This is a genomic window from Flavisphingomonas formosensis (genome assembly GCF_009755815.1).
In the GTDB taxonomy this organism is placed as follows: domain Bacteria; phylum Pseudomonadota; class Alphaproteobacteria; order Sphingomonadales; family Sphingomonadaceae; genus Flavisphingomonas; species Flavisphingomonas formosensis.
In genome coordinates this window covers 174,506-196,319 of sequence record NZ_WRPK01000013.1, presented here as the reverse complement: position 1 = coordinate 196,319, position 21,814 = coordinate 174,506, and the positions used below count along the sequence as shown (strand labels likewise).

Here is a 21,814-nt window from a genome sequence, read left to right as displayed (position 1 = left end):
CGTTCTCGCGACGCCTTATGGGATCGAACCGGACAACTCCTCGACCTCTTCCCCGCCCACGAATGTCAGAATTATATCCGTCATGCCGGATATGATCCCGTATGATCACAAAATGCTCTAAAGCGGCAGGATAGGTGGGCGTTGCCGTCGCCACAGGTTCGCCGCGGCAATTCAGGAATATGTCCTTGTCAGGTCAGGATAGCGCGCGGCTCAAGAAAGGACGTCAGGCCGAAGGCGCCATATTCACGTCCCATCCCGGACTGCCTGAATCCTCCGAAGGGCGCCATCGGTTCATGTGGCGCGCCATTGATCACGACGCGGCCGCTGTCCAACTGCCTTGCAACTTTGCGGGCGCGTTCCACGTCACCGGACAGGACGTAGTTCTGAAGACCATAGCTCGTATCGTTGGCGATGCGCACGGCATCGTCGTCATCTTCATAGGACAGGATGCACAGAACGGGCCCGAAAATCTCCTCCCGCGCGACGCGCATGCCGTTGTCTACGTCGCTGAACACTGTGGGTCGCACGAACCAGCCTCGATCCAACTCGTCAGGACGGCCGAGGCCGCCGGCGATCACCCTGGCGCCTTCTTCGATGCCGAGCGCGATATAGGACTGGACACGCTCCCACTGCTTCTGGCTGACCATCGGCCCGATCCGGGCTGCGGGATCGCTCGCGGGTCCAACCGGGTAGCTGGAAAGGGCGCCGGCCAGTTTTTGCTCGAAGGCAAATTTGAGGCGGGACGGAATCAGGACACGCGTACCGGCGATGCATGCTTGGCCGCTGTTCATAAAGCCGCTTGTCAGCGCTTGTTCTGCCGCCCGATCGAGATCGGCATCGTCGAGAATGATCTGCGCGCCCTTGCCTCCCAATTCGAGTGTGACGCGCTTCATGGTGTCGGCCGCGGCGCGCAAAATTGCGCGGCCTGTCGCCGTCGAACCCGTGAAGCTGATCTTGGCGACATCCGGGTGCGCCGTCAGTGCTGAGCCGCATGTTTGCCCGTCACCGTTGACGACATTCAGCACGCCGCGAGGCAAGCCGGCTTGGTGCAATGCTTCCAGCAGAAGCTGGGTTTGGATCGCGCTCATCTCTGACGGTTTGATGACGATGGGAGAGCCTGCCGCTACCGCCGTTGCCAGCTTGGCGCAGATGAAGCCGATGTTGCTGTTCCAGGGCGTTATCGCGGCTGCCACGCCAAGAGGACGCATCTCGACTTCCGCGCTGCCGATCGTCTGGCGCCATGGATAGTCGATGACGGCCCTTGCCATGTCGAGGAACACGGTGCCGGCTCGCTCCGCGCTGAAGGAGACGAATCCGGAGGGGGCGCCATATTCCTCCCGCATGGCCGTCGCGAGCGGCTCTGAACGCGCGGCAACTGCCTCGGCAAGACGGCCGAGCATGTCCACCCGTTCCTCGATGGAGGTCGCGGAAAAAGACGGATAGGAAGCCTTTGCGGCGGAGACTGCGGCATCGACATCGTCAAAGGTGGAAAGACGTACAGTGCCGATCTGCTGCTCCGTGGCAGGATTGTAGAGCGGGGCTTCAGACGTCCCGCTCGATTTCCGGAAATCGCCGTCGATATAGTTGGTGGTGATGATCTGCATGTCTGCCTTCGACGAGATGGCATAGATGCGCTGCACCATCTGTCATGATAAGATGGACAGATGAGGATGGGTTGATGAGTAGGATCGATCAGTGAGAGCCTCTCTCACCGAGCTGGAAGCGGTTGTCGCCGTGGCTCGGCACCGCGGTTTCCGCCCTGCCGCAAGGATGCTCGGCATATCCTCTTCGGCCATCAGCCACGCCATCGCGGCGCTGGAAGAGCGTCTCGCCGTACGCCTGTTCAATCGCACGACGCGCAGCGTTTCGCTGACGTCGGCGGGTGAGGAACTCGTCGGGCAGATCGAGCCGGCGCTGGGGGCGATCGATGCCGCTGTCGAGGGGATCGGGATCCATGCGAGCGAACCGAACGGCTCGTTGCGGATCAATATGTCGCACGGAGCGGCACGCCTCATGCTGGATCCGATCCTCCTCGAATATGGGCGGCGCTATCCGAAAGTGCGGCTGGAGATTGTTACCGATGATGCGTTGATCGACATCACCGCAGCGGGCTTCGATGCTGGTGCGCGCCTGCATGACGCGATCCCGCCCGACATGGTGGCTGTACCGGTCTTTCGTAAACTGCGCATGATCGTCGTGGGTTCACCTGCTTATCTGGAAGGGCGCGAACGGCCCTTGGTCCCGCGCGATCTGGCCGCACATCAATGCGTCCAGATGCGCCTTTCGAGCGGTCGTCTATACCGCTGGGAGTTTGAGCGGCGAGGACATGCCATGGCGCTGGACGTGCCGGGCAATCTGGTCTTCGACGCTTCCGACCTGGTCCTGTCCGCTGCACTCGCAGGCGCGGGCCTGGCCTATGTCGAGGAGAAGGGCGCGCGCGGCCATGTGGTCGCAGGCAGGCTTATCCAGCTTCTGGACGAATGGACGCCGCCGTTCGAGGGCCTGTCGCTTTACTTTCCCGGCCGGCGCCATCTGCCGCCGAACCTTCGCGCACTGGTGGACCTGATCCGGGAGGTAAACGCCGAGTTCAGTTGAACAGGCGGTTCGCCCGCAGCCGGTCCACCGCCAGATCGACGAATGCACGCACCTTGGCCGGAGCGTGGCGGCCTTCGGGATGGACGACATGGATCGGTAGCGGCGGTTCCTCATGATCCGCCAGCACGATCTGGAGATCGCCAGCCACGAGCGCCGGACCAATCTGGTAATGCAGCACACGCGTCAGACCCCATCCCGATCGCGCCGTCGCGATCGCGGCCTCGTTGGTATTGCACTGGAGCGTCGCCTCGATCGTCACACGCTGGTCGCGGGCGAAGCGCCATTCGGGTGATGCCCATGCGCTCGTTGCCGCTGCAACGCGGTGGGCCTTGAGGTCAGCAGGCGTCAGAGGCACGCCCTGCTTTTCGAAATAAGCCGGCGCGCCACACACCACCCGGCGCACGGAGCCGACCCTGATCGCAGTCAGGCCGGAATCCGGCAGATGACCGATGCGGATAGCCACATCCACGCCCTCATCCACTATGTTCACCGGGCGATCGATGAAGAAGGTCCGCCCGTACATCGTCGGCCAGTTGTCGAGATATTCGGTCATGACTGGAAGGACGTACATCTGGCCGAACATGACCGAGGCGGTGACGGTCAGCGTTCCGGCAGGCGTCGCGTAGGAACCCGCCGCCGCTGCCTCCGCTTCTGCGATGTCGGACAGGATGCGCCGACAATCCTCAAAATAGCGCGCCCCTGCTTCGGTCATCTTCACCGACCGGGTGGTCCGCACGAACAGGCGGGCGCCGATCAGTTCCTCCAGCGCGGCGACCGCCCGCGTCACGGCAGGGGCACTCATGTGCAGGAGGCGGGAAGTCGCGGCGAAGCTCTCCGTCTCCGCGACCTTCACGAAGATCCGCATCGCCTGCCACCGGTCCATTGCTCCCCCTTCACTCCTGCCTTCCCATGAGGCGCATCAGCATTTTTGCGTCGCAATCATCTGCAGCACGGAGCATGTCGCCACGACAGCCCTTGCGTCTGACATGCTCAGACGCCGCAGGCAAAGGCAACGATGTGGAAGCGCGTCCGCCACCTGCACTATTGTTTATCGATCGCCCGGACCTGTCCGGCGAGGCGCTCGACTTCACGGCATGCCTGTTCGCAAAGGCCTGCCTGCCGCGCGCGTTCCCGCACCTCATCCCGTTCGTCCGTCGAAGCGAGCGCCAGCGCAAGCGCCCGCGACCGTCGCAGATCGAAACTGCGCCCGGCGCGCGCGGCATCGATCTCGGCCCCCGACATTCCCAGCCGTGCCGCCTGGCTGTTCTGGCGCTGATGAAGCACCGGATCGTCCCGGTCCCCCGTCAGCGCCATTTCGATCGACAGGCAGGTCAGCGCATCGAGCCATGGGGTCGACATCGCCCGATCCTTCGCCGCTTCACAGGCCAAGATCGCTAAGGCCCGGATGGTCATCGGGCCGACGGCCGAGCGGCCAGCGGAACTTGCGATCCCCTTCACGGATCGGCATTTCGTTGATGCTGGCGTGGCGGTTCGCCATCAGGCCGTCTTCGGCAAACTCCCAATTCTCGTTGCCATAGGCGCGAAACCATTGGCCGCTGTCGTCCCGATATTCATAGGCATAGCGCACGGCAATGCGGTTGCCGGTGAACGCCCAGAGTTCCTTGATCAGGCGATAATCGAGTTCCTTGTTCCACTTGCGGGTCAGGAAGGCCTGCGCCTCCTCGCGGTTGGTGGCGAACTCGACCCGGTTTCGCCAGCGCGTGTCGGTTGTGTAGGCCAGCGCGACCTTGGCGGCATCGCGGCTGTTCCAGCCATCTTCGGCAAGGCGGACCTTCTCGATGGCGCTTTCGCGCGTGAAGGGAGGCAGGGGTGGTCTGGACATGCGGCTTCTCCTTGTTCGAGCAGGGAAGAAAGATGCGGTGGGCGGCTCCGGGGAAGCGGGCGCGCGCCTACGGTCAGGCGACCTGGCGATCGATGCGGGGGAAATCGATCGCGGTTCCCAGCGCCTCGTTGACATAGTTGGTAAAGGTATTGAGCGCGACCTGCGCGATGATCTCGAGAATTTCCCCGTCGCTATAGCCTGCGGCGCGCACTGCCTCGACCTCGGTCGGAGCGACCGCACCGCGCGCCACTGTCAGGGCGCGTGCGAAGGTCAGTGCGGCAGCTGCCTCTGCATCGCTCGACGTGCCGTTGCGGGCTGCGGCGATCTCGGTGGCGTCCAGCTTGGCGAACTTCGCGGCGGTGAAACTGTGAGCGGACAGGCAATAGGTGCAGCCATTCGCTTCCGCCATCGTCAGCGCCAGCCGCTCGCGTGTGGCAAGCGACAGCTTGCCCTTGCCGAGCGCGCCCTGCAGCGCGGTGAGACCACTCAGCGTGGCCGGGCTGTTCGCGATCAGGCGAAAGATGTTGGGGACGGCGCCCATCTGCTTCTGCACGGCTTCCAGGATCGGCTGCGACGCTTCGGGCGCATCGGCGATGGTTGCGGGGGTGGGGATGAGGGACATCGGACTTGGCTCCTTTGGAGAGGGCGACTTGCTCTCGGCAAGAGAGAGATGATCGTTTCGGTTGTCGAATGAATGAGCAAAAGGTGGAAGTAACTATTGCCTCTGGTGGCTCTAATCCGAGTTCACAGCTCCAGCTGGATGCTAACGTCGCTACCGTCTGCCTGCTGGGCGGGCACCGCGCTGCAGATGAGCACTTCGTCATCGGCCAGCGCGACGCGCGGCTGGCGGATATGGGTGACGGCACCGCGCAGCAGCTTCGTCTTGCAGGTGCCGCAGGTACCTTCCCGGCAGCTGAATTCGGGTTCCAACCCTCTTGCTTCGGCAAGTTCCAACAGCGTGCCTGACTCCGGCGTCCACCGGGCCTCTTTCAGCGAACCCATGAAGGCGACCGACACCGGTTTGGTCGACGTCGGCGACTGGACGGCGGGGGGCAGGGCCGACACATCGGCAAGCCGCACAAGCGACGATGGGCCGAACGATTCCGCATGGATGCGGCTGTCGGCGACGTTCAATCCGCGCAACCCGTCATAGAGCGCCTGCGTGAAGCCCGGCGGACCGCAGAGATAGAAATCATAGTCATTGAACGGCAGGAAGCGCGTGAGCAGCGCCATGTCGATCCGCCCGGCGGCGTCATAGTCGACGCCTTCGCTCGCGCCGACGGGATCGCCCAGCACCCGGATCAGCTTCACGGCACTGAACGAGGACTCGACCAGCCGAGCAAGCTCCTCCGCAAAGGGGCGCTCCGCCACGGTCTTCGCGGCGTGGAACAAGAAGGTCGGCCTGACCCGCTGCTTGCGCACGCCCTCGTAGACGACATGGCGCAGCATCGCGAGCAGCGGCGTGATTCCGACGCCGCCCGCCAGCAGCACCGCCGGACGTGGCTCGTGCGCATCGATGGTGAAGTCGCCCGCTGGCGCGCGCGCCTCGATGATGTCGCCGATCGTGATCCGGTCGTGCAGATACCGGGACACCGCGCCGTCGCGCTTGACGCTGATCCGGTACCCGGCGTCCGAAGGCGCGGCAGAGATGGTGTAGGTGCGGATCACGGGCTTGTCCGCGCCGGGCAGCGTGACGCGGATCGGCAGATGCTGTCCCGCCTGATGCGGTAGGAGCCCGGCGCCGTCGTCGGGCGTGAGATGGAAAGAACGGATCGTGGGGCTCTCGTCCACGATCCCCGTCACCCGGAGCGGCCGCCAGTGGGTCGCGAGTTCCGCGGCGCGCAGCCGGTCCGCTGCCTGCACCCAATCCCCGGTCATCAGCGAATTGGGCGACCAGCCTCCTTCGCCGCGAAAAGTCCAGCGCAGCGCCAGCGCACCCCGCCGACGCACGATCCGCTGCGGGGTAAAGGTCCACAGCCGCTCCGCACCCTGGAACGCCGCGATCTCCGGCGAGTCGAATATGACTTCCGCCGTGCCCGTCAGCTGGAGCATGTCGCCGCTGGCATAATCCACGAACAGCAGGCCTGCTTTGCCGTTCAGCAGGATATTGCCCAATGTGTTGAAGAACAGATTGCCGTCGAAGTCGGGGATCGTGAGCCCCCCGCTCGCGTCGATGCGGACGAAGCCGCTCTTGCCGCCGCGATGGGAGACATCGACCTGCCGCCGCGCCTCGCGATCGGCATAGGAGGCGACGAAGAAACTATCGGCGGCATCGATCGTCGCCCGCGCCTCTCGATCGAGACCGCTCAGGGACTCCACCTCGCCTGCATAGGCTATGGAAACGTCGCGCGCGTAAGCGAAGTCGCGCAACTGGATATAGCGCGGGCAATTGCCGAAACTCTGGTCGACAGCGACATGCAGGCCCGCTGGCGTCATCGAGACGATGCCGTTCATCCTGTTGCGGCGGCGGGTGTGCATCTCGATGCCGAGCAGGCCGACGGGCTGCCCCTCGGCAATCCCCGCCGCCGCCGGATCGCTCGGGTCCGGACGGGCGGCGATATCGAGGGTGGTGGGCGTGGGAGAGGCGATGAAGCCGGAGGGCCCTTCGAGAAAGGTGGTCCAGGCGTCGCCCCGTCCGTCCACGCTCCCCACCACGATGAACGGCGACTGCGCGTAGAAGCTGCGATGCTGGTCGGGCATATAGTCGCGGATGACGCGCTGGCCGACCGAGGCCATATGCTCCGCCACGCCCAGCTTCTCCTGGATGAAGCGTTCGCCCTCATGCCATGTGGACAGCGTTTCCATCATGCTTCTCCCACGCGCAGATGCTGTGTTTTTCAGGCCGTGACGGCGGACAGGCCGGCCGGGGTCTGAACGAAGGGGACGAAACCGGGCAGCGCCTCGATCCGCCGCAGAAGAGCGTTGACTTGTCCGTAGTCCGAAAGGTCGACATTTCCTTCCGGCGCGCGCGCCACATAGCTGTAAATGGCAACGTCTGCGATGGTCGGACCCTTGCCGACCAGCCAGTCGCGATCCGCCAGATGCGCGTCAAGGCGGGCGAGGATGGTGTGTGCCCGGCTGATGACCTCTTCCGGCCGGAAGTCCGCGCCGAAGACGGTGATAAGCCGTGCGGCGGCCGGACCATAGGCGATCTCCCCCGCCGCGACCGAGAGCCAGCGCTGAACCTGCGCGGCGCCCCTGGCGTCCTCGGGCAACCAGTCCGTGCGCCCGGCCTTCTTCGCAAGATAGACGAGGATGGCGTTCGAATCGGCGATCGCGACGTCACCATCTTCCAAAACCGGCACCTGGCCGAACGGGTTGAGCTTCAGGAAATCGGGCTGCTTGTGCGCGCCGGCCTTGAGATCCACTTCGACCAGTTCGTGGGGCACGCCCAAAAGCGAGGCGAATAGCACGGCGCGGTGGGCGTGGCCGGAGAGGGGGTGGTGATAGAGCTTCATGACGCGTTCCTTCGATCTGGAGGACGGGTCCATTCCCGCTCCACACCGGAAGATTGGTCTATTTGTGGATTGACGATAATGGCCGCTCTTTGGACTTTTTCATTACGCAAGATGAAATAATGGCGATCATGATCCCCCATCCATGCACACATTTGCGCCAGATCGACGATTCGTCGGCACACGACATCATGGACAGCCGCTAGAGAACCCCGCTCGGTCGCCTTGACCAGCGCCGCGCAGCGGGTCGCATTGAGCAGCAACGGCTGTTCTGGCACCTTCCGGTCGATCGGCCCGTCGCCGCATTGAACGTCACCACCCAATGCCGGGCGATCTGCAGCGTAATGCCGCCGATCCGCGGCGCCTCAGTCCGGCTCGCTCCATCATAGATCACCGCCAACGCAAGCAGACGCCGGGCTTGCGCCCCGTCCTTCGAGCGGCGGCCGGCCCTCCTCACCGAGACGCGGGATCGCCATGGCGAACTCCAATCCGTTCGCCACCTTGAATCGCAGCCTCCCCTGCTGGATTCGAGCAAGCGTCGAAAAGAACGATCGAATCAGGGCGCCTCAAACCGCTCCCCGCGCCCGAGGAGTTCCAGAGCGAATTGCTGTCGGGTGGCGAGGCGGATCAGCTGGCCCATATTCCCTTGTAAATCAGGATATCATGGGCGCCAGCTGGCGGAGCGGGAGGGATTCGAACTAATCGGCTAAGCGGCTGATTTCCTGCGCTTATGATCGATCCGAATTTCCGCAATACCTCGGAATATACCTCGTCGACTTTTTCCTCTGAAAACCGTCACTTGTCGGCTCAGTTCGACTGCGGGCACGGTATTCGAACCCACGATACAAAGCAAGTTTTCGGCAGTCGCTGATCGACCGGGCTTGGGACTTTCCGGTCATTCCCATCACATCTTCCAGCGACGCTTCCGTCGAGACCGGACATTGCCAGACAGTCGCAACCGCGCCCGGATATCAGACGAGCCGATTGCCCAACCGGGAGGTTAGTGAAGGTCGAAAGCAGGCCTACCCGCATGCGACTAGACAAAGCATCAACACAACTATATTGTTGTGTGTATGATACCGACTTTGGTCGATCTTGGCTCTCCGGCTCCATGGCCCGTGCTTCCCCCCGGGATCCATGATGCGTCGATCGATGAGATCGAAACGCGCTTCGCGACCACTCCCCATCGCCGCTGGTTGTTCGAAGGATTCCGCCGCCTCGCGCAGGCGCTGGCCGATGCCGGCTGTTCGACTCTCTACCTCGATGGCAGCTTCGTCACCGCCAAACCGCATCCCGGCGATTATGATGGCTGCTGGGATCATCTCGGCGTCGATCTCGCCTTGCTCGACCCGGTCCTTCTGAGATTCGAAAACAAGCGCGCGGCGCAGAAGGCCAAATACCTTGGCGAGATGTTCATCGCCGGCTCGCCCGACGGGCTCGGGAATACCTTCCTCGATTTCTTCCAAGTCGAGAAATTCTCCGGCCTGCCCAAGGGCATTCTGCGCGTCTCGCTCGCGCCCCTGAAAGGAGCGACGCCATGATCACCAATGAAAAACAATATCGGTCGACGCGAGCGTTGATCGAAAAGCTGACTGCGAGCGCGTCCGCTTTGTCGGCCGACCGAACCGACCTGCCGGCCGTGCTGATCGAGGCCCAGCGTGCTGCCCTCAAGAGCCAGATCGACGAGCTCGAAGAGGACGCCAGCTTTTACGACAAGCTGCGCTCGGGGCAGATCAGCGCCTTCTCGGCCGAAAGCCTCCATGACCTGCCAGATATCCTCATCCAGGCACGGATCGCGCGCGGGATGAGTCAGAAGGATCTTGGCACCTTTCTCGGGCTCAAGGAGCAGCAGATCCAGCGCTACGAAGCCGAGCGCTATCGGTCGGCCAGCCTCGATCGGCTAATCGAAATTGCTGACGCGCTGAGCGTGCGGATCAGCGAGCGCGCTGAATTGGTCGGCAATAATCGGCTGGAGGCCGTCACGCCCGAGGCCTGGCAAGCCTTTCCGATCGCCGAAATGTATAAACGTGGCTGGTTCGAGGATTTCTCGGGCACGATGGCACAGGCGCGCAAGGCGGCCAGCGAACTCGTCCCGGCCTTCCTGCGCGGGGCGCACTCCCAATATGCGCCGATGGCCTTCCACCGGAAGTCCGTGCGGTCGAACGGTCAGGTGCATGAGGCGGCGATTGCTGCGTGGGAAGCCCGCATCCGAAGCGTTGCCGATCGCGATCCACCCGAAACGACCTTTGATCGCAGTCGAATTTCCGATGCGTGGCTCGAAGGCCTGGTCAGGTTGAGCCTCGATCCCTATGGCCCCGCCGCATCGGTAGACTATCTGCGCGCCGCCGGGATCACGCTCATCGTGGAACGCCAGCTGCCAGGCACTCTGCTCGACGGCGCAGCGCTCTGCTCGCTCGATCGCCGTGCGATCGTCGCGCTGACGCTGCGCCACGATCGGCTCGACAATTTCTGGTTCACCCTGCTGCACGAGATCGGTCATCTGAAACTGCATATCGGCGAGGGGGAGTTCGCCGCGATCTTCGACGACACCGAAGCACCGGCCGGCGATCAGGTTGAACGCGATGCCGACCTGTTCGCGCAGGAGGTGCTCCTGTCGTCGGAGAAGTGGAAGCTCGGCGTATCGCGCTACACCCGAACCGAGAAAGCTGTCATGACCGACGCCAAGCGCTTCGGGGTCGGCCCGGCAATCATCGCCGGTCGTATCCGACGCGAGGCCGACGACTACACCCTGCTAAGAACGCTCGTCGGCAATGGCGAGGTTCGGCGCCAATTCGGGCTTTAGGGAGAGCGGGAGATGATCATGCCGACCGATTATGTCCCGCTGCTCCGCTGGCGGATGGGCGAATATCAAGCGCTCGAAAAGCTCGATCCTGGTCTCAAGGCCGGGGTCGTGCCGCTGATCGAGGTTCTGCCGCCCGATTACGACTTCGAGCTGCGCAAGCCGAAGAAGGAAATCGGCGAGCAACTCTCGCCATTCGCGAAACAACTAAAAAAGCGCTGGGGGGATGGTCCTGCGTTGCTCGATGCGGGCCAACTGCCCGCCGCAACGCGGATGGACGACGGCCGTCATCCGCTCACTTTCCTGTTCGACGAGACCCGCGCGCAGGGAGCCGAACTGACGCCGGTCACCGCGCTCGACCGGGACGACGATTATCAGCAGGCCGTTTTCCTGATCCACGCCATCGACGGGCGCGGGGCGGCGCTGCGCTGCACGCTTGACGAGGCGCTCGATCCGGACTTCGACACTAATGTCGACGCGCTGTTGACGCGCCTCGAGATCGAGGCCGACGCGCTCGACATCCTTCTCGACCTGCAATGCCCGGCATATGATCCGCAGGATGGTCTGATCGCCGTCGTGACCGCAGCCTTGAGCGGTGCGACGATTTTCGGCGATGCGCGGAGCGTCACCGTCATCGCCACCTCTTTCCCGGACTCTCTGGCCGACCTCAAACAGGCGATCCAATTTCTCCCGCGCCGTGAATGGCTCCTTTACAAGGCCCTCGTCGCGCAGCTTCCCCAAGGCGTCCGCCGCCCTGGCTTTGGTGACTATGCTGTCGCGGCCGTCACCTTCGCCCAAGGTGACATGCGCTTCATGCGCGGGTCGCCTAACATTCGCTATGCTGTGGATGACGGTTGGCTGGTGGCAAAAGCGAAGCGGGACAAGGGTGGCAGCAATCATGCTTATCCCGGCCTCTGTTCCAGTCTGACGGCATCGGGCCGCTTTCTCGGCCCGACCTTTTCAGCCGGCAGCGCGTATATCGATGGCTGCCGGACCGGCAGCGAAAAGCGTGGCAATCAGACGACCTGGAAATGGGTCGCGACCAACCATCACATCACGAAAGTGGTGGACGATCTCGCCAGGCTGAACGGGTTTTGAGGGTCTCGCGTACCTTATAAGCCAAGATGCGCTTCGGCAGCTCCGCGACAAGGCGTTGATACAGAGCCTCGCGAGGCGCGCGTAGATCGCGTTCCGCAACGCCGACACCGCGCAGGATCGTAATCGCTTCGGGGCGCCAAAGCAGCCGAGCGAGCATCATTGAATCGACCATGCGGTTGACCCGTTCCTCCCGAATTCGGTGAAAGGTCACGCCGCTCCGCCGGCCGCGTTGCGCGACGACGACGCCCCACCAGTCAGGGATGATTGCGAGGGCGGCGTCGATATGGCGAGGTGCGGCGATCAGCGAGGCCTTGTCGACGACCTCGCCATAGGCCGCAACCTGACGCGGCAGACGGTCCAGCGTGTCGGCGTCGGCCTTGATCTCAAGCCCGCGGATATGGCCGTTGATAACCGCGATATCGACGCGACAGGCGCCATGATCGAGCCCGAGTTCGTCGATCACCAGCGTGTCGGGACAGGCCTGGGCATGAACGAGCAGACGGCCATAGGCCGCCTTGCGTATATCGATATCTCTCAGTGCCCCCGACGCCATATGCGTCGAATAGCCTCCGATATCCGATAATCGCAAACGCTTTGCGATGGTCCCGCCCGTCTGTCGGGCGACCCGAGTCACCTCGCAAGGCGGTCCGGAGGTAACCTATCGTATCACGGACAGGACCGGCAGCATGGTGTTCGAACCCACGATACAACGCAAGTTTCCGAGGCCGTGAGGTGGCTGATCATGGCGCCGCTCAGAAGGGCACATCGTCATCGAGAGCCCAAGGATCGGCCGCGGCTGGGAGCGCGGCTCTCGGAAGCTCAAGCCGGTGCCCCGTGTATAGATTCAAGATGTGCTCGCGATCCATGAACATGATCTGGCTGCGCTGGGATGTGTTCAGGACGCCACCCAACCAGTTCCGTGCAGCCTTGGTGATCTCGCCACCGGCAACGATGAAGGCGTGATCGACCAGAGCCTTCTTGTTGGTGTCGGAATCGAACACCTCATGCCCGAGCATCATGAGAACCTGCTGGTAGATTTCGGCCATGTTGGCGTTGGTGCCCTTAGAAGAGCCGGCGGAATCCAGCTTCCCTTTCTTGGCCTGGATGCCGAAGTAAATGACGTGCTCCGTTGGTAGCTTGTAACGCATCCAGACGTCTTTGCCGTACTCTAGCGCCTTGTCCTTGTGCCCGACACTGGTGATCCGTTGATAGCCGAGGTGCCGAAACATCGGCAGCAATACCTCCTCGATCAGCTCGTCTTCCGAACACATGTCGAGGTATGCGACCAAAAGCTCCCGCTTCTCTAGCTCAGCCGGAGTGAGTGGGCGGTAGAGATTCACTTGGGTCGAGACGGTCCTCGTCTCGATGTGGCGGACATAGAAGATCCCGTCTTCACCATAATAACCCTCAAACCCTTCGCGCATGAGCGGCACATTTAGGGCCGCCAGAGCCTGAGAGCGGTCATTGTCGCCATCCTCAGCCTCGCGCTTGTCCATTAGCGTGCGGAGAACCCGCGCGAACCGCTCCGGCAATTGATTGGTGCCCGGCTGAGGGTCGTTCAACAGCTCGGCAAGCACGCCCTCCGTCCACGGCACCCTTGAGGTTCCGTCATGAACGTAGTCCAACTCACATTCTTCAAAGAAGCGCGTGATGTAGAAGCTGCTGCGGTAATGAAACCATTGGTGGTCTCGGTTGCCGACCACCATTTCAGCTATGGCTCGGAGGTTGCGCGGCTTGAATTGCATTTGGCTATGATACTGGCTGGCTGGCTCATGCCAATCGCGGCGAGGTTGGGGTGACCTCTTTTAAGGCCTCCCGCGGACGGATCAGTCAACGACAACGGGAAGCTAGTCGGCCTCCCGACGGACTCCGTCGATTTTTGCCTTTAGTGCCACCACATAGTCCTGGATCTCGTATTCGATCATGTCGTCGTTTTGATCGAGCAGGGTAGCTAGCTTGGTCCAATAGCGTCGGTTCGGCCGCCTCTCACCGCCGCTCAGTAGTGCCTCGATCAGAAAAGCCCGCATCTGCGAGACCTCGCCGTCATCCGGGTGGAGATTTTTGATGGTCCGGATGGTCACGTCGTGCAGCGTTCGCACGACGCCTGCGTCAATCCGATCGGACATGACGACGCAGAACAGCACTGTCCCCAACGACAAGGCGGACGCGTGCGGGACAGTCGCCGCGCCTCCCGGCCGATCGGGAAATTTTCGATGTTCTGCCCCCGCGGGCAGATGCCGAAAGAACTCGACCCACGACGTCAGGTGACAGAAGAGATCATACAGAAGATGCGCGGAGCGTGTAGGAAACTCCGCGGTTTGGTCGATGCCATCGCCACTGGAATTGTAGCCGCGCTCAAGCCGTTCCGCGATATGAGGAATGTAGTAGAGCCACATATGATAGCCGACGCCCTGCTTGGCAGCCGCACTGACCATAATGCTGAAAAAGAACATGCCGACGAACGTCGGATCCTGCATTTGGTCCCGATCGAACCAGTCCGGCCGGTCGTTGAGCCACGACCAATAGTCGGGACGTTCGTCGCCATCGAGCAAGCGTTCAAGATAATTGCCGACGCCCTTCCAGGCCGAAAGCTCCTCGGCGACGCGGGCATCTGCAAATAGGTAATGCAGGATCCGGTTCCGCGACGGAAGCCGATATCCGATCATGCCGTCGCAGACGTCGTTAGTGGCGATTTCCTGATAGAGGGCGCTGCCTTGCCGGCGCATCAACTCGGTCAGATAGCGTTCGAGGAAATCTGGAGCACCGAAGATATCAGCGCGGAAGAGGCTGAGAGCAAAATATGGCCGCCGAGCGACGATATACTCGAACAGTTGCGGCGAGGTCATGATGAGCTGCAGGATGTCGGCTGCAGCATGTTCGCTCCGCGCGCCGTCGGGGATCCATCGAGAGATGAATCGAACGGGCGCCGCCGCCCACCCCGGCCAACTCTCGCCCGAAAAGCGACGCTCACCAGAGCGGCGCAAAAAGCGCTTGAACGAATTTTCGGGTGTCGGTCCAAAATCGTCGAGCCAGTCGTGAAGGCGTTGGCGCGAGCATTTGCGCCGACTGGCTTGGGCGAGCAGTCGGACGTGTGGCTCGAGGAGTTTCAGCGCGTCGCCATATTGCTCCTCGTCGATCAGCGCCGTGGCGACAGTGGTAAAGGCGGGAACGCTTGCGAGCGTCGGTTTGGCGATCCGGTGAATGACAATCGCGCCGATGAGCCATGCGAACGCGATCAGAAACGCGAACTTGCGCGCAGGTCCAGGATCAGCTCCGCCTAGCGTCAGCAGGTTGCAGAAGCGGCCGAACGAGGGAGGGCAGCTCGGTGGTTGCAGATCGAAAAGTTCGAAAGCGAGGATGCCAGCGAGGGAGGGCATGGCCAGACAAAACTGTGGTCGCCAGGTCAGGGACAATCGCAGTCGCTGTACCGGCGAAAGAACCGCGTAGATCGCTGCGCCGAGCGCTAACACTGTGAGAAAACCGTCGAGTGTCATCTAGGCCACCATCGCCTTCGCGCGAAGGTACGCTCCGCAATTCTCGGCAAAGGGGCAATCGGGATTTTCTGGTTGTTCGAACCAGCGATGCGAGAGACATGTACCGCTGTTGAAACTAAGTGGTTCGGTCGGGACGATACTGCGCATCAGCATTCTGCCTTTGGTGATTCCGCAGAACTGCTGGATTGGATTGTCTGACAGCGTCGATACCAGGAAATGGAAGACCCGGCCGAGGAACTCGTTCACAGCGTTGAGATTGCCGTCCATCGTCGTGAAGATGTCTTCGTAGATGAGCGGCTTGTCGTTCTTCGACATGCCGGTGTGCATATAGCTGACAAGCCCGGTATCATCCTGCAGGTTGCAATGGCCGGTATCGCGGTGCGTGAGCTCGTCTCTGAGGTAGCGGAGCGGTAGGTACCAATCAGCTGCGGACAACGCATTAACGATTGGCTCAGGCAGCCCAAAGATCTTGCCGTAGTCCGTAAAAAGAAAGCTCGTGGAAGCTTTGAACCCACGGGTTGATGGACCGAGCGTAGCGCGCAGGACCTGGGCGGTGCAGTCTGCGGCAGAATATAGTTCGACAGCAAAAGCCTCGACGACGGCCGCCAGCTTTCGGGCGTGATTTGCAGGCGTGAATCCCTGCCTGTTAAGCTCCTCGCGATCTATATCGAGGGTCGGCCTCAGCTCCTCGGCTAGGCTCTTGAATATCTGAGCCTTCTCGAAATGCGCCGAGACGCCGGCCAGAGCCCGGGCGTCGCGTTTCGACAACGAGTACGTGCCAGAGCAGAGCTTCGCGAACCGGGTAACCTCGCCCCAATATTCCGGCGCAAAGAACAGGACCGCCTTCGCAAGTCTCGGATCATCCTCGTTGCTCATGTTCAATCGGCCTTCTGCCGCACGGCCGCACCCGTGGGCCTTTCGTTCTGGCTGATGATCGGAAAGAACGGGCCAGACGCGAGGCGACCCTCCGTGCGCGCGTTCACGGCGCCGACGATCGCATGATATTCCGGCATTCCAAACGGTGCCGGGTCGACGAACCAGTTGCAGAACAACCGAATGGTCACGCCGCAAACATGGCCATGCGTCTTCGTTCGGTAGAGCGACACCTGCATCGAGTGGGCATTTGATCGATCAGGTCGCGAGTCCGGTGGCAGCTCACGGTAATCGCCACCAATCCAAAGTTCAGCGTCGCCCTCTCCCTTTAGGATAAGCGGCAAAAGCCAGGCGTCGAACCCGTCGATCCCGAGGTACAGAACGGCAAAGCAATGCGCCAGTTTGGCAAGGAAACGGTGAAAAGCCGAGAGGTTGAACGTGGCTTCGAATTGAATCGCGTCCGCTCCGAGCTGCTCGGCGGTGACACCCTCATTTGCCATCAGCCGGAGCCGTATCGGACGCTGGTCGCCTTCATAGCCGTCCAAGATCTTGCAAGGCTGAAGCCAGGCAACGGGCGTGAATGCGGGATGCTCGTGCCGCGCGATGGCGACCTCTTCCAGCTGGCCGCCGCGAAGCACCGTTAGGGGCATGTGCTCCGGGCGGTCCTTCTTATGCCGCGTCGGGAATTCATGTCTCGTGCGCATCGGGCCGAATATCTGCCGACCAACGACACCTTCGAATTTGTGGGTCACGCCAGCGCATTCGCGACATGACGCAGCGACTAACTGGATGCCACCTCCCAACGCATACGGAATGATGTGCTCGTCGGTCAGTTCGTCGTTTGCGCCGCAATATATGCACAGCCCGACCGGACCCAGTTTGGTGTATTTGAAATCCAGCCGTGACATCGCCGCAGGTTAGTCGATCGCGGCTCCGTTCGCACCTCCCAGGAGGAGCGGTCTGAGCCATTTCAGAGTTTTCGCTTCTTCCCTTCGAACCCGTCCTTCACGTCGTTTATCCACGCAACGATCTCGCGGTCGCTCCACCGCGATGCGAGCGGGGAAACTTTGTAGGGCGCAGGAAACCGACCTTCCTGGATCAAACGATAGATCATCGACTTGCCGAGGCCAACACGGCGTTTGACCTCATCGAGTTTGATGAGCCGCTCCGGCTGCTCGGCATCTGTCATTTGGAGCCGGCCCGGCTGCGCGAGAATGCGCGATCGCTATCCAGGAATGCCGCCAACATGGCCGGGATCAGCTCGGCGACAGGCTCCTCTCGGCCATAGGTGGTCGCGTATAGCGCCGCATATTCTGTCAACGCCTGATGGAGGTCCGGCATCACGGAGACGCTGAGCTTCACTGGATTGCGGTCCGGCAGCTGGGGCAATTTGAGGTCAGCCATATCAGCGTTCCTCCTTCCAAGGCGCGAGCACGAGATCCTTGTGGACGACCAACCGCACCGGCACCCCGGGCCGGATCGTGATCGTCGGCTGGATATTGAGGTTGCGCGAGGTGAGCTGATCACCAGCGCGCGACACATTCTGCTGCGTCGACTCTCGGATCGCCTGGACGAGATCTCCCTCGCCGGACACGGTAAGTTCCGATCCGACGCCGAGCAAAGTGGTGAGCGCGACGCCCTTGAGCAACGCCCAGGTGTGGAAGTCGACCTTGTCCTGCAGACCCGCATAGCCTGAAGCATCGGTCGCCGGGACATTGTCGACCCGGAGCGAGCTGCCATCGGGCAGCACGATCCGCTGCCACACGATCAAAGCGCGCTTCTGTCCGAACGCGACGACGCTGTCGTAACTGCCGATCAGTCGCGCACCCTGCGGGATGAGCAGGATGCGGCCGGTTGCGCTGTCGAACACCTGACTAGTCACCTGTGCCGTGACGAGGCCAGGCAGGTCCGAACGCAGCCCGGTGATCAGGCTCGCTGAAATCACGCTACCAGCCGACAGCAGATACGGCGACGGTGCCGCGGCAAGCGCGTGCGGATTGACGTCGCCCGACTTGTCGAGCGCACCGACAAACTGAGCCTTGCGGCCCTGCGCATTCGGGTCGCGATCAGGATCGAGTGCCGGTTTCGCGGCATCGGCCGCTGTCGGCACCGGCACGGACGCAGCCTCGGGCACGGCCGGCACTGCCGTGGTTGTCCGACCCTGAACCAGGATCCCCGACTCTCGTGCTGCCTTGAGCTCGGCCAACTGACGCTCGCGCTCCTGCGCCGCCATCTGAGCCGACGCGTCGGCGCTCGACCCGGTCTCCATCGCCATGCGGCGTTGGCTTTCGAGAATGGGGCGGCCGAGATCGCCCGGCAAAGGCGGACCAAGTTTTGGAGTATCTCCGTATGTCGATGGCAGCCCGTTCAGTGCTTCGGTCGACGGCCTATTGCTCGGCTCCAGCTCCTGCCGATCGGCAACAGCGTTGAACACGCGCGGCTTCAAGGCGATCCAGGCGACCGTGATGAGGCTGACCGACCCCAGGGCCGCGATGGCGATGATGACGCCGCGGCGGAACCGGATTGCGCGCGCCGGCTTAGCCCGGATCGCCAGCGTCTCGGGATCGAGCTTCGGAGCGGGTGAGATGACAGCCTCGCTCATGACCGCTTGCCCTTGCGTGCTGTACCGGTCTCGGCGACGCGATCGATCCGGACGATCTGCTGCTTGTTGGTGCCGAGCCGCAGCTCTGCCGCATCGAAGATGCGATCGACGACATAGAAGCGTCCGCGCACGCGGTAATTGACCAGCTCGGCGTCACCGGTCGGGCCGATGACGAAGAGCGGTGGCGCCTCGCCGACCGCGATGCTCGCGGCAAACTCCACGAAGGTCTGGCGGCCGTCGTCGAATGCGCGCAGCGGCCGCCAGGCCGGGCTGTCGCCGCTCAGCCTGTAGTTGAAATGAAGACTGTCGATCGAAAGGCTTTCGGCGACCGGCGCGGCCGCCGCGGTTCGCTCGGCGGCACGGCGCAGCGCGATCAGCTGGTCCGCCGGATAGGTCCAGGACAAGGCCGCCATCGCGGTACGCAACGTCGCCGTGAGCTGGAGGTGATAGCTCCGGCGATCGGTCGTGATGATGAGGTTGGTGGCGAGCCCGGTCGCGAACGGCTTCACCAGGATGTGCGTCCGCTTGTCTGTGCCGGCGCCGCTGGTCGTGTCGCCGATGACCCAGCGCACCGTATCGCCGGCCGCGACGGCGATGAGGTTCTCGCCGGGCTGCAAGGCAAGGTCGGTCACCGCGCCGGGCGCGGTATAGACCTGATAGATCGCGCCATCGCTGAAAGGATAGACCTGCGCGGCGTTCACGAAGGCTTGGGCCTGCGGCTCCTGCGTCGCCGCGCGATTGGCAGCGGCGACGCGTGCGACACCGGGACTGACCGGCTTGCGGACGCGGGCACGGCGGACCTGCGGCTTGGCAGGCGGCGTGGTGATGGGAGCCGCCGCCACATTGGGCGTGGGCTTCGGCGCGGACGGCGGCAATGCGGCAGTTTGCGCCGACGCGGGCGCGATGCTGAGGGCGAGCGCCGATGCGGCGAGGAGGAATTTCATGGACGGGGCTCCGGATTGGGCTGCGCCGATGCAGCGAGATTGGGATCGAGGGGCGAGCCGAGCGGCACGGCGGCCGGGGCTGTCTGGGCGGGCGGCGGCGCCGGAGCGGGTTTCGGCGGGGTCGGCGGATCGAGCTCGCGGCTCCAGTCGATCGCGTCGACATAGACGCCGAGCGGGTTGCGGCGGAGCGTGTCGGCGTCGCTGGGCGGCTTGAGCACGACCGTGAGGATCGCGGTCCAGCGCGACGTGCCAGTCTGGTTGCCGCGCTCATAGGCGATCTCGGCCCACTTGACCTGGAACGAGCGGTCGGATGCGCGCACCACGCTGGTGACCTGCACCGACACCGTGCGTTCGCCGATGTCAGCGAAAGGATCGGCGCTCCGCGCATAATCACCGAGAAACTGGCTGCCGCGCTTGGTGGTGAAGTCGTAGGCCTCGAGCCAGTCCTGCCGCACCAGCACCGGATCGAGCGATCGGCCGCGGACATTGGCGATGAACCTCGAGAGGTGCCACGCGATCTGCGGATCGGTCGGATGGTAGCCGGCCTCGGCTTCGGTGACGGCCCGGGCCTCGCCGAGCCTGTCCACCTCGACGACATAGGGCGTCACCCGGCTCTGCATCGACTGCCAGACGAGACCGCCCGACAGGCCGGTCGTCAGCGCGAGACAGCCGAACGCCATCAGCCGCCAGTTGCGGGCCTGCACGCGAGCCGAGCCGATGCGGTCGTCCCAGAGCTGCCCGGCACGCTGGTAGGGCGTCTCCGGTTCGGGGGTTCGTCCATAGCGCTGGACGGCGCGTTTGAAGATCATCGGTCATCCCTTTCCTTGATATCGGGTGTGGCGGAGCCGCCGCCGCGGTCGCCCTGCTGAAGGGTGTGCAGCGCGATCTGGCGGTGATGGCGGGCGGTCTGCTGGTTGCGCATGGCGCGTGCCCATCCGGGCGCGCCGTCATTGCTGGCGGGTTGGGCGGCGTCATTGCCGCCCGTGCGATTGAGCGCATTCCATGCCGCCGCGCGGCCTTGGGACGCGGCCTCGCCCAATCCGAGCGCGGAAGATGCGCGATCGCGTGCTGCGTTGCCGGCGGCTCGCGCGACGCCGCCAAGACCAGCGGACTTGGTAGGCGCGGGCGCGGTCTCCTTGCCGAGCGTGTAGGCGGTCGACGCCGCTGATCCCATCGACGTGCCGGCGCGGACAGCGCCGAGCGCAGCACCGCCGAGCATGCGCGCGCCACCGACAGCCGCGCTACCGGCGAGCATCGTTATGCCCGCCGCACCGACCGTCGTGCCGAGCGCTGCGCCAGCGCCGAGTTGGGGTGCGCCGGCAACGAGGCCCGACGCGATGCCGGGACCGAAGATGCCGAGGCCGAACAATGTCAGCGAAGCGAGAAGCAGGCTCGCGGCGGCCGCCAGGTCCGGTTCGCCCTGACCGGCCGTCGCGAACTCGGTGAAGAAGTTCGAACTGATGCCGATGATGACGGCGAGCACCATCACCTTGATGCCCGAGCTGACGACGTTGCCAAGCACGCGCTCGGCGAGGAAGCTGGTGCGATTCCAGAGTGCGAACGGGACGAGGATGAATCCGGCCAGCGAGGTCAGCTTGAACTCGATGATCGTGACGAAGACCTGCACGGCCAACACGAAGAAGGTGATTATGGTCAGCGCCCAGGCGAGGAACAGCACCGCGATCGTCGCGAAGTTCGTGAAGAAGGCGATCGGGCCTGTGAGGTCGGATATCTGTTGAAGAAGAGGCCACGCGGCCGAAAAGCCGACGCCCGCAAGCCGCCCTGGCTTGAGCAGGTCGTCGGCCGTCATTCCGCCGCCGCCCGCCGTGAGGCCGGCGGCCGTAAACGAACGGAAGATGATGTCGGCCAGCGTCGAGAAGCTGTTCAGGATGAACGCGAACGCGCCGATATAGAGGATCTTCTTGATGAACCGGCCGATGACGTTGTCGTCACCGCCCATCGCCCAGAACAGGCCGGCCAGCGTGATGTCGATCCCGATCAGCGTCACGGTCAGGAAGTGGACGTCGCCGCCGAGCAGCCCGAATCCGCTGTCGATGTAGCGGATGAAAGCCTGCATGAAGCGGTCGATGACGTTGAGGTCGTTCACGTT

General features: G+C 63.1%; 23 protein-coding genes. 4 read left to right on the top strand and 19 right to left on the bottom strand.

All coding sequences use genetic code 11. The annotated features are described in order from the left end of the window. Window positions 1-188 precede the first annotated feature (188 nt). Window positions 189-1,643 (bottom strand): aldehyde dehydrogenase family protein, encoded by a 1,455-nt coding sequence (locus GQY20_RS28190; protein WP_232476295.1) that lies wholly within the window; start codon window positions 1,641-1,643, stop codon window positions 189-191. Window positions 1,644-1,695: 52 nt separating this feature from the next. Between GQY20_RS28190 and GQY20_RS28185 the strand changes: the two genes are divergently transcribed. Next, the gene (locus GQY20_RS28185) at window positions 1,696-2,595 is read left to right on the top strand and encodes a LysR substrate-binding domain-containing protein (RefSeq protein WP_157220488.1); all 900 of its coding nucleotides are present in this window, start codon (window positions 1,696-1,698) and stop codon (window positions 2,593-2,595) included. Here GQY20_RS28185 and GQY20_RS28180 read toward each other — a convergent pair. From GQY20_RS28180 to GQY20_RS32325, 7 genes are all read right to left on the bottom strand, one after another. Beyond that, window positions 2,588-3,478, bottom strand: coding sequence for a LysR family transcriptional regulator (locus GQY20_RS28180; RefSeq protein WP_157220487.1), 891 nt, complete (start codon window positions 3,476-3,478; stop codon window positions 2,588-2,590). The genes GQY20_RS28185 and GQY20_RS28180 overlap by 8 nt on opposite strands. 158 nt (window positions 3,479-3,636) lie before the next feature. Continuing rightward, complete coding sequence (locus tag GQY20_RS28175) at window positions 3,637-3,954, bottom strand: hypothetical protein (protein WP_157220486.1); 318 nt, start codon at window positions 3,952-3,954, stop codon at window positions 3,637-3,639. A gap of 19 nt (window positions 3,955-3,973) precedes the next feature. Next, window positions 3,974-4,438, bottom strand: coding sequence for a nuclear transport factor 2 family protein (locus tag GQY20_RS28170; RefSeq protein WP_157220485.1), 465 nt, complete (start codon window positions 4,436-4,438; stop codon window positions 3,974-3,976). A gap of 73 nt (window positions 4,439-4,511) precedes the next feature. After that, entirely contained in the window at window positions 4,512-5,060 is a 549-nt protein-coding gene (locus tag GQY20_RS28165; RefSeq protein WP_157220484.1) for a carboxymuconolactone decarboxylase family protein, read from the bottom strand. 122 nt (window positions 5,061-5,182) lie between these two features. Continuing rightward, a complete protein-coding gene (locus GQY20_RS28160) occupies window positions 5,183-7,243 on the bottom strand; it encodes an FAD-binding oxidoreductase (RefSeq protein WP_232476294.1) in 2,061 nt (686 codons plus the stop codon). A 32-nt stretch (window positions 7,244-7,275) separates the two neighbouring features. Beyond that, on the bottom strand, window positions 7,276-7,896 hold the full coding sequence (locus GQY20_RS28155; protein WP_157220482.1) for a glutathione S-transferase family protein: 621 nt from the start codon (window positions 7,894-7,896) through the stop codon (window positions 7,276-7,278). Continuing rightward, a complete protein-coding gene (locus GQY20_RS32325) occupies window positions 7,893-8,216 on the bottom strand; it encodes a hypothetical protein (RefSeq protein WP_198351259.1) in 324 nt (107 codons plus the stop codon). The genes GQY20_RS28155 and GQY20_RS32325 overlap by 4 nt, the downstream gene beginning before the upstream one ends. Window positions 8,217-9,011: 795 nt before the next feature. On the opposite strand from GQY20_RS32325, the gene GQY20_RS28145 reads away from it, so the two are divergent. The 3 genes from GQY20_RS28145 to GQY20_RS28135 are packed head-to-tail and all read left to right on the top strand — an operon-like array spanning window position 9,012 to window position 11,791. Then, entirely contained in the window at window positions 9,012-9,434 is a 423-nt protein-coding gene (locus GQY20_RS28145; protein WP_198351252.1) for a DUF6932 family protein, read from the top strand. After that, on the top strand, window positions 9,431-10,696 hold the full coding sequence (locus GQY20_RS28140; protein WP_157220480.1) for an XRE family transcriptional regulator: 1,266 nt from the start codon (window positions 9,431-9,433) through the stop codon (window positions 10,694-10,696). The genes GQY20_RS28145 and GQY20_RS28140 overlap by 4 nt, the downstream gene beginning before the upstream one ends. Before the next feature lie 12 nt (window positions 10,697-10,708). Further along, the gene (locus GQY20_RS28135; protein WP_157220479.1) at window positions 10,709-11,791 is read left to right on the top strand and encodes a beta family protein; all 1,083 of its coding nucleotides are present in this window, start codon (window positions 10,709-10,711) and stop codon (window positions 11,789-11,791) included. Here the strand turns inward: GQY20_RS28135 and GQY20_RS28130 are convergent. From GQY20_RS28130 to trbL, 11 genes are all read right to left on the bottom strand, one after another. Beyond that, window positions 11,748-12,344, bottom strand: a complete 597-nt coding sequence (locus tag GQY20_RS28130) for a sce7726 family protein (protein WP_157220478.1) — start codon at window positions 12,342-12,344, stop codon at window positions 11,748-11,750. The two genes, GQY20_RS28135 and GQY20_RS28130, sit on opposite strands and share 44 nt — an antisense overlap. A gap of 199 nt (window positions 12,345-12,543) precedes the next feature. Then, complete coding sequence (locus GQY20_RS28125; RefSeq protein WP_157220477.1) at window positions 12,544-13,536, bottom strand: hypothetical protein; 993 nt, start codon at window positions 13,534-13,536, stop codon at window positions 12,544-12,546. A gap of 102 nt (window positions 13,537-13,638) precedes the next feature. Next, window positions 13,639-15,285 carry a hypothetical protein gene (locus tag GQY20_RS28120; RefSeq protein ID WP_157220476.1) on the bottom strand — a complete coding sequence of 549 codons (1,647 nt, stop codon included), beginning with the start codon at window positions 15,283-15,285 and terminating at the stop codon, window positions 13,639-13,641. Then, on the bottom strand, window positions 15,286-16,161 hold the full coding sequence (locus GQY20_RS28115; protein WP_157220475.1) for a hypothetical protein: 876 nt from the start codon (window positions 16,159-16,161) through the stop codon (window positions 15,286-15,288). A 2-nt stretch (window positions 16,162-16,163) separates the two neighbouring features. Beyond that, entirely contained in the window at window positions 16,164-17,066 is a 903-nt protein-coding gene (locus tag GQY20_RS28110) for an HNH endonuclease (RefSeq protein ID WP_157220474.1), read from the bottom strand. 62 nt (window positions 17,067-17,128) lie between these two features. Beyond that, window positions 17,129-17,347 (bottom strand): helix-turn-helix transcriptional regulator, encoded by a 219-nt coding sequence (locus GQY20_RS28105; RefSeq protein ID WP_157220473.1) that lies wholly within the window; start codon window positions 17,345-17,347, stop codon window positions 17,129-17,131. Further along, window positions 17,344-17,562: a DUF2274 domain-containing protein gene (locus GQY20_RS28100; protein ID WP_157220472.1), complete on the bottom strand. Its 219-nt coding sequence runs from the start codon at window positions 17,560-17,562 to the stop codon at window positions 17,344-17,346. Before GQY20_RS28100 ends, GQY20_RS28105 begins: the two co-directional genes overlap by 4 nt. Window position 17,563: 1 nt before the next feature. Then, window positions 17,564-18,760: a TrbI/VirB10 family protein gene (locus GQY20_RS28095; protein ID WP_157220471.1), complete on the bottom strand. Its 1,197-nt coding sequence runs from the start codon at window positions 18,758-18,760 to the stop codon at window positions 17,564-17,566. After that, window positions 18,757-19,704: a P-type conjugative transfer protein TrbG gene (gene trbG / locus GQY20_RS28090; RefSeq protein WP_157220470.1), complete on the bottom strand. Its 948-nt coding sequence runs from the start codon at window positions 19,702-19,704 to the stop codon at window positions 18,757-18,759. The genes GQY20_RS28095 and trbG overlap by 4 nt, the downstream gene beginning before the upstream one ends. Next, window positions 19,701-20,513 carry a conjugal transfer protein TrbF gene (gene trbF, locus GQY20_RS28085; protein WP_157220469.1) on the bottom strand — a complete coding sequence of 271 codons (813 nt, stop codon included), beginning with the start codon at window positions 20,511-20,513 and terminating at the stop codon, window positions 19,701-19,703. The genes trbG and trbF overlap by 4 nt, the downstream gene beginning before the upstream one ends. Next, on the bottom strand, window positions 20,510-21,811 hold the full coding sequence (gene trbL, locus GQY20_RS28080) for a P-type conjugative transfer protein TrbL (protein ID WP_157220468.1): 1,302 nt from the start codon (window positions 21,809-21,811) through the stop codon (window positions 20,510-20,512). The genes trbF and trbL overlap by 4 nt, the downstream gene beginning before the upstream one ends. Window positions 21,812-21,814: the final 3 nt, after the last annotated feature.

Coding starts and splice junctions, on each gene's coding strand:
- GQY20_RS28160 (WP_232476294.1), bottom strand. CDS start 7,243: ATGGAAACGCTGTCCACATGGCATGAGGGCGAACGCTTCATCCAGGAG.
- GQY20_RS28115 (WP_157220475.1), bottom strand. CDS start 16,161: ATGAGCAACGAGGATGATCCGAGACTTGCGAAGGCGGTCCTGTTCTTT.
- GQY20_RS28095 (WP_157220471.1), bottom strand. CDS start 18,760: ATGAGCGAGGCTGTCATCTCACCCGCTCCGAAGCTCGATCCCGAGACG.
- trbF (WP_157220469.1), bottom strand. CDS start 20,513: ATGATCTTCAAACGCGCCGTCCAGCGCTATGGACGAACCCCCGAACCG.
- GQY20_RS28105 (WP_157220473.1), bottom strand. CDS start 17,347: ATGACAGATGCCGAGCAGCCGGAGCGGCTCATCAAACTCGATGAGGTC.
- GQY20_RS28165 (WP_157220484.1), bottom strand. CDS start 5,060: ATGTCCCTCATCCCCACCCCCGCAACCATCGCCGATGCGCCCGAAGCG.
- GQY20_RS28170 (WP_157220485.1), bottom strand. CDS start 4,438: ATGTCCAGACCACCCCTGCCTCCCTTCACGCGCGAAAGCGCCATCGAG.
- GQY20_RS28175 (WP_157220486.1), bottom strand. CDS start 3,954: ATGTCGACCCCATGGCTCGATGCGCTGACCTGCCTGTCGATCGAAATG.
- GQY20_RS28155 (WP_157220482.1), bottom strand. CDS start 7,896: ATGAAGCTCTATCACCACCCCCTCTCCGGCCACGCCCACCGCGCCGTG.
- GQY20_RS28135 (WP_157220479.1), top strand. CDS start 10,709: ATGATCATGCCGACCGATTATGTCCCGCTGCTCCGCTGGCGGATGGGC.
- GQY20_RS28120 (WP_157220476.1), bottom strand. CDS start 15,285: ATGACACTCGACGGTTTTCTCACAGTGTTAGCGCTCGGCGCAGCGATC.
- trbG (WP_157220470.1), bottom strand. CDS start 19,704: ATGAAATTCCTCCTCGCCGCATCGGCGCTCGCCCTCAGCATCGCGCCC.
- GQY20_RS28125 (WP_157220477.1), bottom strand. CDS start 13,536: ATGCAATTCAAGCCGCGCAACCTCCGAGCCATAGCTGAAATGGTGGTC.
- GQY20_RS28100 (WP_157220472.1), bottom strand. CDS start 17,562: ATGGCTGACCTCAAATTGCCCCAGCTGCCGGACCGCAATCCAGTGAAG.
- GQY20_RS28140 (WP_157220480.1), top strand. CDS start 9,431: ATGATCACCAATGAAAAACAATATCGGTCGACGCGAGCGTTGATCGAA.
- GQY20_RS28110 (WP_157220474.1), bottom strand. CDS start 17,066: ATGTCACGGCTGGATTTCAAATACACCAAACTGGGTCCGGTCGGGCTG.
- GQY20_RS28190 (WP_232476295.1), bottom strand. CDS start 1,643: ATGGTGCAGCGCATCTATGCCATCTCGTCGAAGGCAGACATGCAGATC.
- GQY20_RS28180 (WP_157220487.1), bottom strand. CDS start 3,478: ATGGACCGGTGGCAGGCGATGCGGATCTTCGTGAAGGTCGCGGAGACG.
- GQY20_RS28130 (WP_157220478.1), bottom strand. CDS start 12,344: ATGGCGTCGGGGGCACTGAGAGATATCGATATACGCAAGGCGGCCTAT.